The organism is Pseudomonadota bacterium, assembly GCA_026388255.1.
Lineage (GTDB): Bacteria > Desulfobacterota > Syntrophorhabdia > Syntrophorhabdales > Syntrophorhabdaceae > JAPLKB01.
On the sequence record JAPLKC010000027.1, the window covers coordinates 23,461 to 37,509 of the forward strand.

At 42.8% G+C, this 14,049-nt stretch carries 11 protein-coding genes and 1 pseudogene; 6 read left to right on the top strand and 6 right to left on the bottom strand.

Annotated features, from left to right (window positions below; genetic code table 11):
- Window positions 1–59 precede the first annotated feature (59 nt).
- From NT178_02970 to yihA, 4 genes and pseudogenes are all read left to right on the top strand, one after another.
- Window positions 60–1,163, top strand: a complete 1,104-nt coding sequence (locus NT178_02970) for an NAD(P)/FAD-dependent oxidoreductase (protein MCX5811490.1) — start codon at window positions 60–62, stop codon at window positions 1,161–1,163.
- Between the two features lie 204 nt (window positions 1,164–1,367).
- Window positions 1,368–1,910, top strand: a pseudogene (locus NT178_02975) (hypothetical protein).
- A gap of 81 nt (window positions 1,911–1,991) precedes the next feature.
- On the top strand, window positions 1,992–3,095 hold the full coding sequence (locus NT178_02980) for a DegT/DnrJ/EryC1/StrS family aminotransferase (GenBank protein ID MCX5811491.1): 1,104 nt from the start codon (window positions 1,992–1,994) through the stop codon (window positions 3,093–3,095).
- A gap of 60 nt (window positions 3,096–3,155) precedes the next feature.
- Window positions 3,156–3,755 (top strand): ribosome biogenesis GTP-binding protein YihA/YsxC, encoded by a 600-nt coding sequence (gene yihA, locus NT178_02985; GenBank protein MCX5811492.1) that lies wholly within the window; start codon window positions 3,156–3,158, stop codon window positions 3,753–3,755.
- A gap of 124 nt (window positions 3,756–3,879) precedes the next feature.
- On the opposite strand, the gene pyrE is transcribed toward yihA, so the two are convergent.
- From pyrE to NT178_03000, 3 genes are all read right to left on the bottom strand, one after another.
- Entirely contained in the window at window positions 3,880–4,425 is a 546-nt protein-coding gene (gene pyrE, locus NT178_02990) for an orotate phosphoribosyltransferase (GenBank protein MCX5811493.1), read from the bottom strand.
- 81 nt (window positions 4,426–4,506) lie between these two features.
- The gene (purF, locus tag NT178_02995) at window positions 4,507–5,898 is read right to left on the bottom strand and encodes an amidophosphoribosyltransferase (protein ID MCX5811494.1); all 1,392 of its coding nucleotides are present in this window, start codon (window positions 5,896–5,898) and stop codon (window positions 4,507–4,509) included.
- 2 nt (window positions 5,899–5,900) lie between these two features.
- Window positions 5,901–6,449 (bottom strand): macro domain-containing protein, encoded by a 549-nt coding sequence (locus tag NT178_03000; protein MCX5811495.1) that lies wholly within the window; start codon window positions 6,447–6,449, stop codon window positions 5,901–5,903.
- Window positions 6,450–6,527: 78 nt separating this feature from the next.
- On the opposite strand from NT178_03000, the gene recG reads away from it, so the two are divergent.
- Window positions 6,528–8,654: an ATP-dependent DNA helicase RecG gene (recG, locus tag NT178_03005; GenBank protein MCX5811496.1), complete on the top strand. Its 2,127-nt coding sequence runs from the start codon at window positions 6,528–6,530 to the stop codon at window positions 8,652–8,654.
- A gap of 381 nt (window positions 8,655–9,035) precedes the next feature.
- A complete protein-coding gene (nifJ, locus tag NT178_03010) occupies window positions 9,036–12,620 on the top strand; it encodes a pyruvate:ferredoxin (flavodoxin) oxidoreductase (protein ID MCX5811497.1) in 3,585 nt (1,194 codons plus the stop codon).
- Window positions 12,621–12,723: 103 nt separating this feature from the next.
- Here nifJ and NT178_03015 read toward each other — a convergent pair whose 3' ends face one another.
- From NT178_03015 to NT178_03025, 3 genes are all read right to left on the bottom strand, one after another.
- Entirely contained in the window at window positions 12,724–13,200 is a 477-nt protein-coding gene (locus NT178_03015) for a nuclear transport factor 2 family protein (protein ID MCX5811498.1), read from the bottom strand.
- A gap of 47 nt (window positions 13,201–13,247) precedes the next feature.
- Window positions 13,248–13,541 (bottom strand): DUF1330 domain-containing protein, encoded by a 294-nt coding sequence (locus NT178_03020; protein MCX5811499.1) that lies wholly within the window; start codon window positions 13,539–13,541, stop codon window positions 13,248–13,250.
- 1 nt (window position 13,542) lies between these two features.
- The coding region (locus NT178_03025) for a DJ-1/PfpI family protein (protein MCX5811500.1) at window positions 13,543–14,049 on the bottom strand (507 nt) is incomplete at its 5' end.

Below are 14,049 nucleotides of genomic sequence, written 5' to 3' on the forward strand. Positions count from 1 at the left end.
CTAAGAAAATTAAAAAAGAAGAGTTAATTATAGAGACGAATAGAAAAATTTACGATGTAATAGTAGTTGGCGCAGGGCCTGCCGGCCTTTATACCGCTGGAATGCTTGCGCAAAAGGGTCTTGAAACGCTTGTACTTGAGGCAAAGGATGAAGTCGGTAAAAATGTTATATGCACCGGTATTATTGGCAAGGAAAGCTTTGAACAATTCGGTTTTTCAAATGAACAGATTGTGCGTAGCATCCAGGATGTAAGAATAGACTCTCCTTCTGGTACGTCCCTTTTTTACAGACATCCTTTACCATTTGCCTTTGTTGTGGAAAGGCAAAGATTTGACAAATATCTTTTGAAATTAGCGTTGGACAAGGGTGCGGAGGTCGTCCTGCAATGCAATGCAACGGATGCAATAATAGATGAAACTGGCGTGCAGATCGAGTGTACAAGCAATGGGAGTGGCCATGTAAGATATAAGGGGAAAACGCTGGTTCTCGCTACAGGGATTGAATATGAATTGAATAAAAAACTCGGTCTTGGATATCCGGTTAGTTTTATAAAAGCAGCCCAAAAACATTTGAAATTTAGTAAAAATGATGATGTTACCCTTATAATCGGTAATAAGCTTGCAAAAGGTGGTTTTGGCTGGATTGTGCCTGTTGGTGATAATATGGCAAGGGTAGGGCTCATAAGCAAGACCAATCCAAAAATAGGTTTTAAAAATATAATTGAGAGATATTTCCCTGAAGAGGACGATATGTCTTTACAGATAAAACCTATCGCTCAAGGTATTGTTTCAAAGACATTTGGAAACAGGGTGCTTGCGGTTGGTGAGGCAGCCGGTCAGGTGAAGGCAACGACCGGCGGCGGTATTTATTTCGGGCTTTTGTGCGCTGAAATCGCAGCAAATGTCATCAATGATGCTTTCAAAAAGGGCGATTTAAGTGAGAATAAATTTTATGTATATGAAAAACGATGGAAGTCTGAAATCGGTAAAGAAATCCGACTCGGAGCTGTTGCGAGAAACCTATGCGGCAGGTTGAAAGACCCCCAGATAGAAAAGATATTTAATACTGTTCAGTCAAATGGTTATTTTGATTATATTGCAAGTCATGCCAATTTTGACAGGCATGGCAGTTTTGTACTAAGTTTCTTAAAGATGCTATATTAATTCCATAACTTTGAGGTGAAAATGACTTGTTGGTACATGATGATTGCAGATGTGCTTTTAACACTGACTTCAATTGTGTTCAGTCTTATGCTTCGTTTGGAGATTTCTAACCCCGGTTATTTGTTCAGCCGATATTTTCAGTCAATTTGGCCGTTTACCATCATGGCTGTCATTGTGAGACCTGCTTTGTTCTATGCAGCAGGCATGTACCGGCGCATCTGGAGATATGCAACGCCCCGCGATTTTATAATCTTAGTCGGTGCTGTTCTTGCCGGATCCATTATACTTTTTTCTGTAACGGTCTTTGTTTTTACTCCGAATCTGATTGATGTTTTTCCAAGATCAATATTTGTCCTGGAAGCAATCCTCAGTATTTTGCTTCTCGGTGGCATCAGGGTACTCATAAAGGTATCGGAAAGCTACTCAGGCGATATTGATTGGAAAAAGTCCGACATTGTTAATAATAAGCGGGTTTTAATAGTTGGTGCAGGAAATACTGGAATCAACATAGCGAGGGAGCTGAAAAATAACCTGCAACTGGGTATGAAAATTTGTGCATTTCTCGATGACGATCCAAAAAAGATAGGCATGAAAACGCAGGGTATCCCTGTATTCGGGCCTCTTATAAAACTATCCGATGTTGTTAAAAAGCATGATATTGATGAGGTTATTATTGCTATATCCGAAGCACCGGAACAGACTATAAAAAATGTCCAGTATATGTGTCAGAATATCCCCGTAGCCTTTATGACCATGCCTTCTTTGAGCAGTTTCATTGAAGGAACTGAAGAGTGGGGAGATATACCATCTTCTTCATTAAAACTTCCTATGGCAATGCCGGATATTACCGCTGAAGAAATAAAGGCTGTTGTGCGTGTAATGCAATCGAGGAATCTCAGCATCGGTTCTCAAACGCTCGAGTTTGAACGGCTGATCGCATTGCAGGCAAACGCTAAATACGCAGTGGCAGCGACTAACGGCACCTCTGCCCTTCATCTGTGCATGATAGCTGCCAATATAAAACAAGATGATGAAGTAATTACAACGCCATTCAGTTTTATCTCATCTGCAAACTGTATACTATATGAAAGGGCAAAACCGGTATTCGTCGATATTGATCCGGTTAGTTATAATATAAATTCCCATAAGATTGAAGCTGCAATTACGAAAAGGACCAAGGCTATTCTCGTTGTTCATATTTTTGGTCAGCCTGCAGATATGGACACTATCCTTGAAATTGCCGATAGATACAATCTCGTTGTCATCGAAGATGCATGTGAAGCAGTCGGGGCGGAATATAAAGGTAAGCGGACAGGCGCCATAGCAAAAGCAGGTGTCTTTGCTTTTTATCCGAATAAGCAGATGACAACCGGCGAAGGGGCGTGTCTCGTAACCAATGATGAGGAGTGGGCAGCGCTATTCAGGAGTCTTAGAAACCAGGGCAGGGATAAATTTGACGGGTGGCTCAATCATTCAAGGCTTGGTTATAATTACCGTATGTCGGAGATAAATGCAACCTTAGGGGTTGTTCAGTTAAAACGGCTCGATGAATTTCTCAAGAAAAGAAATATTGTGGCAAGTGAGTATAGCAAAGCACTTTCATCTTTTGAAGATTTGAGCCCGCTCAAGATAGTTCCAACAACAACCCGGATGAGTTGGTTTGTATATGTCGTGCGTTTATCACCTGGTATTGACAGAGATCATGTTATTAGAGAAATGGAAAAAAACGGTATCCCGACAAGGCCTTATTTTACACCTATCCATCTTCAGCCCTTTTATATGGACCTATTTGGTTTTAAGGAAGGAGATTTCCCTGAAGCTGAGGCAGCAGGTAAGTCAGTCATTGCCCTCCCTTTTTACACGAATATGAAAGTAGAAGAAATTAATGTTGTTTGCCGTGCATTGAAAGATGTTTTAGCCGGGATGAAATAAGATGAGTGAAAGAGAATATTATTCCCTGACGATATATCTTAGGGTTGCGAGATTATAAATATGAGAATATTAAGTGCACAATATATCAAAAGCATTGTTAAATTTGAGGAAACAAAGCAGTTGGAATACCCGGAGATCTGTTTTATAGGCAGGTCCAATGTGGGCAAATCCTCAATGATAAATAAACTTGTCATGCAAAAGATTGCCAGGACAAGCTCTACTCCGGGAGCGACAAAGATGGTAAACATCTACAAGATACACTGTGAAGTTGATAAAGAAAGGAAATTGCTTATTTTCTCTGATTTCCCAGGGTTTGGTTATTCAAAGGTATCAAAAAAAACATACCAGGGATGGCAGGGCATGATAGAAGGATATATAAGGGAAAACCAATACATCAAGAGATTGATATGGGTTTACGATGTAAGAAGAGAAATGGATGAAATAGACAGCAATGTAATAAAATGGATTGGCCGGACGGGGTTGGATTTTACGCTGGCAATTACCAAGATTGATAAAGTAAGTAAAAACGATGTATCAGTAAAAAAGAAGTTATTTGAACAGAATTTTGGTAATGACAGGGTTTTTGTATTCTCATCTAAGGATGGATACGGAAGGGATGAACTGCTCAACCATATTTCCAATATTCTGGGAAATATATAAAGCTCTTTTTGGTTTTAACTTTTAGAACAAACCACTTATTGTCCGCTATAAAGAGGATTTTCTTTTTAATACCCTGTCTGTTGAGACAGGGTATTTTATTATTATAACGATTATTTACAATATGTTATCTTAAATCGTTAAGGTTATATATTGATTTAAACGTATAACCTTTTGATTCTATAACTTCTTTACCGCCTTCCAACCTATCAAGGAGTGCTATAATACCTTTTACGTTATAGCCTTCACCTTCGGTTATTTCTACCGCCTTCAAAGAAGACCCGCCAGTAGTTACTACATCCTCAAGAATAATTACGTCCATTCCCTTTTTCAGGTTTTTTGCGCCTTCGATCCACAGGTTTTTCCCATGACCTTTTGGTTCTTTTCGTATGAAAAATCCGGTGAGATTGTCTTTCACGCCGTAAGAGGCCAATACTACAGCACATACAAGCGGATCTGCCCCGACGCTTACCCCGCCAACCGCACCTATTCCGGGTATTTCGCGTACCATGCCATACATAATCCTGCCAATAAGATACATGCCTTCAGGGTTCAGGGCGGTTTCTCTTGCATCAATATAATAGGTGCTTTTTTTACCGCTTTTTAGAATGAATTCTCCTTCTTCATAAGATAATTTCTTTAGAATTTCCAGCAATCTCTGTTTTTCATCCATAATCGCTTGTCTCCCTTATTATATTCAAGTCTTTAAACAGGCAAAATGCCTGCCATGAAACCTTCAAACGGTTTTTTACTATTATTTCTGAAACAGTTCCATTTGTTCCAATCCCATCCCCCATGGAAAACTTGATGGATAGGAGCCTGAAAAGCAGGCATCACAAAAAGCATAATCAAATTCGTCTTCTTTATCTCCAATGGCTTTCTTGATACCGTCAATGGTCAGATACCTGAGGCTATCCGATCCCATAAGTGTGTTGATCTCATCTGTAGAATGAGAAGATGCAACAAGCTGGCTTCTTGAAGGCGTGTCTATACCATAAAAACAGGGAAAAGCAGTCGGAGGGGAGCTAACCCTGAAATGAACCTCTTTGGCCCCCTGCTGCTGCAACATCTTTACAATCTTTCCTCCTGTTGTTGAGCGTACTATTGAATCGTCAACAACGATGATTCTTTTATCTTTCACCACGTCATGAACAGCGTTCAATTTCAGTTTTACGCCAAAATGTCTTATAGAATCACGCGGCTCTATAAATGTCCTGCCCACGTAATGGTTCCTGATAAGCCCGAGTTCAAAAGGCAAACCTGTCTCCTGTGCGTATCCGACAGCAGCGCCAATACCTGAATCAGGAATTGGGATTACCATGTCTGCATCTACATGCGTTTCTTTCGCCAGCTCTCTTCCAAGGGCCTTCCTGACTGTATATACGGTTCTCCCGAACATATAACTATCCGGCCTGGCAAAATAAATATATTCAAACACACAATGTTTTGGTTTTACCTTTTTGAAGGGCATATATGACTTCATCCCGTCCTTTGTAATATGAAGCACCTCGCCTGGCTCAACCTCCCTGATATATGTTGCCTGCATGAGGTCAAAGGCGCACGTTTCACTTGAAATCACACATGAATCCCCGATTTTTCCGATCACGAGCGGCCTGAATCCATAGGGGTCTCTTGCGGCTATAAGCTCTTTGTCCGTTAAGATCAGAAGCGAATATGAGCCTTCTACTCTGTGAAGAGCACTGATTAACCTCTCGACAGTAGAATTTTCATGGGAAAGCGCCATAAGATGGACAATGACCTCTGTATCCATTGTGGATTGAAATATAGAGCCGTAATTTTGCAGCTCATCCCGTATGACCTTTGCATTTGTAAGATTTCCGTTGTGGGCAATGGCAAGACGACCTTTTGCATACTCAACGGAAAAGGGCTGAGCGTTTTGAACGTATGAGGCGCCTGTCGTTGAATACCTTACATGCCCAATTGCCATGTCCCCTTTCAATTCTTTTAATACATCTTCATTGAAGATATCGGAAACGAGTCCCATTTCCTTACGGGAATACGAGGCCGAATGGTCGGAACTTACGATGCCGGCACTCTCCTGTCCCCGGTGCTGTAATGCATGCAGGCCAAGATAAGTTATATTTGCTGCTTCACTGTGATTGAATACTCCAAATATGCCGCACATAGCTATTTACCTTCTTCAAGCCTTTCCAGCTCATTTTCAAAAAATTTGATGATTTCATCATCCATCAGACAGATGTCTATTTCTTTCAATGATGTTTCTTTACGCTTCACAAATTTTATTATCTCATTTACTATAATCCGGGCACAGCGTTCTTTCGGAAAACCGAATATGCCGGCGCTTATAGCCGGTATTGAAATGGTTTTGAATCCCTTTTCAGTGGCAAGTGTGAGCGTACCTTCAACGGCATTCTTTAGTTTATTCTCCTCATCCCCTTCACCCCATCTTGGACCTACGGTATGGATTACATATTTTGCCTTAAGACTGCCTCCTGTAGTAAGTGCGCAACCGCCTACCGGAACATAACCTATCTTATTGCTTTCTTCCTGGATGATCTGTCCGCCTTTTCTTACGATGGCCCCTGCCACACCGCCACCGTGCTGAAGATGTGAGTTCGCTGCATTAACGATGGCGTCCACATCGCATTGAGTTAAATCGCCTCTGATAATCCTGACCCTGGTGTCTTTAAAAACAGATTCTTTTAATATTTGCATAATCGCCCGGGAATATTTTAATGAATTTATAACTTCCTTCAAATGAAGACGCAAATATTGTAATATAAAAACTCACAAATGGAAAAGAAAAAAGACCAACTTTCAACCCCTATCATTCACCTGAAAGGTGTAGGCCCGAAAACCGCAGTCCTGCTGGAAGGGAAGGGCATTAAAACCATTGAAGATTTGTTCTGGTTTTTGCCGGTGAGATATATGGACAGGAGTGTTATAAAGACCATCGGCGAACTGACGGAAGGCGAAAGAGCTTCAATCGTTGCAAGAGTAGTGGCGTCAAGATCGTTATATTTCCGTCATTCCCGCAAGAAGGCGTACGAGGCGGTTGTAGATGATGAAACCGACAGTATTTCTATCAAGTGGTTCCAATGGGTAGGAGAATATCTGAAACAAATCTGTAAAAAAGGAAATTTACTCATGTTATCCGGCGAGATAACGAAGTTCGGTGACAGGTTCCAGATGGTACACCCGGAAATCCACATCCTGGGAGATGAAAACGAAGCAGAGGACCGTAAAACAATAGCCCCTATATATTCAGAAATAGATGGATTGAAACAGGGTACTCTGAGAACACTCATGAAAAGGGCTTTTGAAGACTATGGAATATGTATTGAAAGTGTTGTTCCTGAAAGTATTGAAGAACATCACAAACTTGTTCCCCTTTATGAAGCCTTTATGAAAATCCATTTTCCGGATAAAGATGATTTAAAATACGCGGATATTGAAGGTTCAGGGATACAAGGATATCTCCACCGTCTTATATTTGAAGAATATTTCCTTTTTCAGCTTGCGCTTTTAATAAAGAAAGAGGAGGTAAAAAAGGACAGGGGGATAAGGTTTAAACCTGCCGGTGCATGCTATCGGAAATTTAAAGCCAATTTGCCCTTTAAATTGACGTATGCGCAGGAGAGGGTGATAAAGGAAATCGAGAATGATATGGGCCAGGGTGTGCCCATGAACAGGCTCCTGCAAGGGGATGTGGGCAGCGGAAAGACCGTTTGTGCCGTTATAGCTTCATTAATTGCCGTTGATAACAATTATCAGGTGGCGCTTATGGCGCCTACTGAAATCCTTGCCGAACAACATTACCTCACGATGCATAAATATTTTGATGAGATGGGAATATCTCTTGCCTTTTTAAGGGGTAATATGGGCAGTGATAGAAAGCGTATTCTGGAAGGAATAAAAAACGGAAAGACAAGGGTTGTAATAGGAACCCATGCCATTATTCAGGAAGATGTTGTTTTTAAAAGGCTTGGATTGATCATAATAGATGAACAGCACAGATTCGGTGTTATACAGCGTAAGCGATTGAAGGAAAAAATTTCTGTAGAATGCGAAACCGATTCTACCCCTGATGCCCTTGTTATGACGGCGACGCCGATCCCGAGAACGCTTTCCATGGTAATATATGGGGATCTTGACGTCTCCATTATTGATGAGATGCCCAAAGACAGGCAGAAGATAAGGACGAAGGCGCTTCAGGATAAAGATAAGGCTGCCGTTTATAAGATGGTGGAAGATGAGTTGAAGAAGGGCCGTCAGGCATATGTTGTATGCCCTCTGATTGAGGAATCGGACAAGATTGACCTCTTGAATGCAAAGGAGATGGCAGCTTATCTGCAAACATCGGTTTTTCCTTCATACCGTGTAGGACTTCTCCATGGCAGGATGAAACCGGAGGAAAAAGAAGGGATAATGGCGAGGTTTAAAGGCAGGGAAGTTGACGTACTGGTTTGTACTACGGTTATAGAAGTCGGCATAGATGTGCCTAACGCAACGGTAATTATCATAGAAAACGCTGAACGATTCGGCCTTTCCCAGCTCCATCAGTTGAGGGGCAGGGTAGGCAGGGGGCAATATCCGTCAAAATGCGTTTTAATCTCATCTGCAAAAAGGACGGCACCGGCTGTGAAAAGACTAAGGGCCATGGAAGAGACAACAGATGGATTTATAATCGCCGAAGAAGATATGAAACTCCGGGGGCCCGGTGACATGCTTGGCGTGAGGCAGGCCGGTCTGCCGGATTTCAGGGTAGGGGATATTGTGCGCGACGTGAATATCATGATACAAGCAAGGAAAATTGCAGGCGAAACAATGCTTGAAATGACTGACGACGATCTGGACAGAGTTCAGGAAAAGGCTAAGGAGCGCTGGAAGGGTATTTCATGTCTTAGCGATGTAGCATAAGCCCGGTCTCCCGAATAGTTACATATTGATAAACAAAGATATAAACAAATAAGACGATCATGAGCCAAATGGAAAATATCTTTTGGACCAATATATTTTGTTGTTATGTTCACCATGGTAAACTAGTTTTCGAATTTACCAAAATATTATCTTGAATACAAATTGATGTCAAAATGGTTTTGACAAATAGCTGCAAAGAAGTTATCATAATATTAGTTTCAGGTTAACTGTGAAAAAAGGCTGCACATCTTGGAAATGTCCGAAGAGATCATTCAAAATACGGAACAGAAATAGCTGAGTCTTATAAAGTTTTGTAGATGTGTATTAGAATACTGAATCAAATAATGCTTGAACGCATTATAACCATATTAAGGAGGCATTATGAGTAAAAGAATGGTTACAGTAGACGGTTGTACTGCCTGTGCACACGTTGTTCATGCCACGAACGAAATCATCACCATATATCCGATAACACCTTCATCTCCTATTGCTGAACTGTGCGATGCTAAATCGGCGGCAGGAGAGATCAACGTATGGGGTTCGGTACCAATGGTAAGTCAGATGCAATCTGAAGCAGGAGTTGCCGGCGCGGTTCATGGCTCTCTTACTACCGGAGCACTCACAACAACCATTTCTGCCTCTCAGGGATTGCTGCTTCTGATTCCGAACATGTACAAGATCGCCGGAGAGCTTATACCAACTGTTTTTCATGTGACAGCACGTTCACTTTCTACGCAGGCTCTTTGCATATTCGGAGACCATTCAGATGTTATGGCTGCAAGAGCTACCGGTTTTGCAATGCTCTGTTCCAAAAATGTTCAGGAAGCTATGGATTTTGCACTTATTGCCCAGGCAGCTACTCTTGAAGCCAGAGTACCGTTTATCCACTTCTTCGATGGTTTTAGAACATCCCATGAGATACAAAAGATTGAGGAACTTTCCATGGATGACATGCGGGCGATGATTGACGATGACCTTGTTATGGCCCACAGAATGAGAGGTCTTACTCCGGACAGGCCTTCCTTGCGTGGCACTGCACAGAATCCCGACGTCTACTTCCAGGGCAGGGAAACTGTAAATAAGTTTTATCAGGCAACGCCGGCAATTGTGCAAAAAGCAATGGATAAATTTGCATATCTGACAGGACGTAAATACAAATTATTTGATTATTTCGGAGCACCGAATGCCGAGCGTGTCATCGTAGTAATGGGTTCTGCAGGAGAAACAGTCTTAAGTACGATCAACATGCTTAATGCCCGGGGAGACAAACTCGGGCTTATTCAGGTAGCCCTCTACCTGCCATTTGATGTAGATGCTTTTTCAGCATCAATCCCATCAACAGTTAAAGCTATAGCAGTTCTTGACCGTACAAAAGAGCCGGGTTCGATAGGAGAACCATTATATTTAGACGTAAGGACAGCTATCGGCGAGGCAACAGAGAAAGGGATTAATCGCTGGGGTCATTATCCGAAAGTAGTAGGAGGCCGTTACGGCCTTGGTTCAAAAGATTTTACCCCGGCCATGGTGAAGGCTGTATTTGAAAACCTTTCAGAAGCTATACCTAAGAATCATTTTACTGTAGGCATTAATGACGATGTTGCCGGCAGCAGCCTTTCGGTAGATGAAAATTTTCATGTCAAAGCAAATGCATACAGGGCACTTTTTTACGGGCTGGGAGCCGACGGAACTGTAGGTGCAAACAAAAACACTATTAAAATCATAGGAAAAGAAACAAATAACTATGCCCAGGGTTATTTTGCTTACGATTCGAAGAAATCCGGATCCATGACGATATCACATCTGCGGTTCGGTAAGGAAATGATACAGAATCCATACCTTCTAACGGATGCAAACTTTGTTGCCTGTCATAACCCGTCTTTTCTTGAAAAGTATGACATGCTTGCCTATGCGAATGATGGGGCGACATTTTTACTAACCACATCCCGCGGTAAAGACGAAGTATGGGATACACTTCCGGCCATCGTGCAGAAACAGCTTATTGACAAGAAGATGAATTTCTATATTATTGATGCCTTTTCGATTGCCAAAAAGCTCGGTCTTGGAGCAAGGATAAATATGATTATGCAGACCGCTTTTTTTGTTATTTCAGGCATTATCCCCAGAGAGGATGCAGTAAGGGCAATCAAGAAAGAAATTGATAAAACTTACGGGAAAAAAGGCGAAAAAATACTTAATATGAACTACGGTGCTGTGGATGAGGCCCTTAATGGCATTATTGAAGTAAAAGTGCCGGAAAAAGTAACGTCCACTATAGAATTAAGGCCCCCCGTTCCAGGAAATGCTCCACAATTTGTAAAAGATGTGACTGCCATGATGATTGAAGGGAAGGGAGACTATATTCCCGTATCTGCCATACCTGCTGACGGGACATGGCCGACAGCCACAACTCAATACGAAAAACGTAACATTGCCGTATATATTCCGGTTTGGGAACCCGATGCCTGCCTCCAGTGCGGTACATGTTCGTTCGTATGTCCTCATGCAAGTATCAGGATAAAGGCATATGATCCTGCGCTTCTTAAAAATGCTCCTTCAACTTTCAAGTCTATTGATGCAAAAGGCAAAGAAATGCAGGGGCTCAAGTTTACGGTGCAGGTAGCCCCGGAAGACTGTACAGGCTGTGGCTCATGTGTATTTTCATGCCCAGGCTCAAAGAAAGACGCTGACGGCAAGAAGACGGATCTTAAGGCCATCAATATGGGACTTCAGGAGCCGCTGAGAACAAAGGAAGCAGAAAACTATGCATTCTTTTTAAACCTGCCTGAAACCGACCCGTCATTTTACAATATTATGACTGTGAAGGGAAGCCAGCTTGTCAGACCACTTTTTGAGTACAGCGGTGCATGTTCAGGTTGTGGAGAAACGCCATATTTAAAATTGCTTACCCAGTTATTCGGAGACCGTTTATTTATAGGAAATGCTACCGGTTGTTCTTCCATTTATGGAGGGAATCTGCCTACAACGCCCTATGCAAAGAGAGCCGACGGCAGAGGTCCTGCCTGGTCCAACTCACTCTTTGAAGACGCGGCAGAATTTGCCTTTGGCATGGCACTTACAATAGAGAAGTTTAAATCCCAGGCCGAGGAAGTGATAGTTCGTCTGTCTGCGAACCCAGATTACACAGGGGCAAAAGAGCTTTTTGATGATATAAAGAATGCAGATCAGTCGGAACAAACAGGAATTGAAGCACAGAGGGCGCGTATCGAAGAACTAAAAGGGCTTCTTGCAAAAGACAATTCAACGGATGCCAAGAGCTTGACTTTTCTCGCCGATTATCTTGTTAAGAAAACAGTATGGGGTATCGGGGGAGACGGATGGGGTTACGACATTGGTTATGGTGGAGTTGATCAGGTTATGGCTTCCGGTAAAAATGTAAATCTCATGATTATGGACACAGAAATATATTCTAACACGGGCGGCCAGATGTCAAAATCTACTCCGCTTGGAGCTACGGCACAGTTTGCCGCAGCAGGAAAACGGACGCCTAAAAAGAATATCGGTGCCATGATGATACCTTATGGCAATGTATATGTAGCACAGGTGGCCTTTGGCGCAAATCCTGCCCAGACGATACGGGCAATGAAAGAAGCAGAAGCATTTAATGGACCATCGTTAATTATCGCCTATTCTACATGTATCGGTCAGGGCATCGACGATATGTCGAAGGGCGTTGAGGAACAGAGAAAGGCCGTAGCATCAGGTCACTGGCCTCTATTCAGACATAATCCAGCGCTGGAAGAGGAAGGAAAAAATCCCTTTGTTCTTGACAGCAAAGAACCGACTATGCCATATGCCGAATATGCATATGGAGAAAACCGTTTCAAAGCCCTAACGAGAAGTCATCCGGAAGCGGCAGCAGAGTTGATGGTGAAGGCTCAGGTGTCTGTGGACAGAAGGTGGAGATATTTAAAACATCTTGCTGAATGGATGCCATCCGGAAAATAAACTGAAGAAAAGAACGTATATCCGGCGCATTTTGCAGTACAAAATGCGCCGGAGTTCTTTAAACGATAGGTTCAGTTTTTGAGAGCAGTCGCTTGGTTAAAACTCATTTATCGTAGCTCATGCCCCCCAGCAATTTCCAGGAAACACCCTCTTTCACCCACGTATGGGTTATCCGCGATGATTGTTTTTTCTCCACACCGGCGTTGTCACTGCAATTGACGTGCAGAATGTATTGAGTCAGTGCGACCTCTCCAAGCAACCGGATACCGGATCGTTCAATCTTGAGAGTGCACGGAGTAGGCTTGGGGATTAATTGCTTCATGAAGCGGGCACTTTCTTCTTTATCAATCGGTTGCGGCACGTTGCCCGGCCACCCGAGAAATTGATTATGCACAATGGCAAGCACCCCATCGTAATTTGCTCTATAGAGGTTTGTGAAGTACGCCTCTTCCAATGCCCAGATCTCCTCTTCCACCATGTCCCTCCTGTTGTCCCGGTCTGCCATCGCTGAAAATGCCTGTGAACAGGAGAAAAGCATAAATGCCAAAATGATTGTCGATAACAGAACCGTGTTTTTCATAAAAAGATCCTCATTTCAAAATATTTTGATACCTACCCCGCATTCGGTCATTCATTTATATATCCATCTACGAGAATGGCTTGAGTCTCGGCACCTTCTTCCCGCAAGGCTGCAATGGCCTCATATTCCGGTGATGCCAGCCATCTCCGGATATGGTCTTCTGTAGGGAACTCAATAATGATTATTCTGTCCGGTTTCCAGGCTCCAAGGGACCTGATTTTCTCCCCGCGAACATGGTAGCGACCGCAGTATTTTTTAACAATAGGGGAGACTTTATCAATATATTGCTGGTATTTCTCACGGTCTTTTACTTTGGAATCGATAATCAAGTATACTGACATATTAATCCTTCTCCTTCAGGTAATGAGGCGCCATGGGGCTTTTGTGTGAGGCGCCGTACCGCTTTACTGACGGGTAATATTCGGCGGCAAACTGGACTTTCCCCGCAGCCTCTTCATCGGCTATCTCCGCAATAAAGGCGAACATGAGATCGATACCGGCAGACACTCCTGCCGATGTCCAAATGTTTCCATCACAGACAAAACGTTCTTCAACTGCCGTGATATCACCAAAAGCTTTCAAACGGTCAAGAGAGTTCCAATGGGTAGTGGCCTTTTTTCCATATAGCAGCCCGGCTTTGTGTAACAGGAAAGTCCCGGTGCACACAGAAAGTATCGCTTTGCATTGCCTTGCCTGTTCGGTGATAAAGCGAATAAGCACCGGGTTGTCCACTTCCTGGCGGGTTCCCTGACCACCCGGCACAAGAAGGAAATCAAGTTGAGGGCACTGCTCGAAGGATACATGAGGATTTACAGAAAGACCCTTCGCACAGATGACCGGCTCAAGCGA

Coding starts and splice junctions, on each gene's coding strand:
- NT178_02980 (MCX5811491.1), top strand. CDS start 1,992: ATGGCAATGCCGGATATTACCGCTGAAGAAATAAAGGCTGTTGTGCGT.
- yihA (MCX5811492.1), top strand. CDS start 3,156: ATGAGAATATTAAGTGCACAATATATCAAAAGCATTGTTAAATTTGAG.
- pyrE (MCX5811493.1), bottom strand. CDS start 4,425: ATGGATGAAAAACAGAGATTGCTGGAAATTCTAAAGAAATTATCTTAT.
- purF (MCX5811494.1), bottom strand. CDS start 5,898: ATGTGCGGCATATTTGGAGTATTCAATCACAGTGAAGCAGCAAATATA.
- NT178_03000 (MCX5811495.1), bottom strand. CDS start 6,449: ATGCAAATATTAAAAGAATCTGTTTTTAAAGACACCAGGGTCAGGATT.
- recG (MCX5811496.1), top strand. CDS start 6,528: ATGGAAAAGAAAAAAGACCAACTTTCAACCCCTATCATTCACCTGAAA.
- nifJ (MCX5811497.1), top strand. CDS start 9,036: ATGAGTAAAAGAATGGTTACAGTAGACGGTTGTACTGCCTGTGCACAC.
- NT178_03015 (MCX5811498.1), bottom strand. CDS start 13,200: ATGAAAAACACGGTTCTGTTATCGACAATCATTTTGGCATTTATGCTT.
- NT178_03020 (MCX5811499.1), bottom strand. CDS start 13,541: ATGTCAGTATACTTGATTATCGATTCCAAAGTAAAAGACCGTGAGAAA.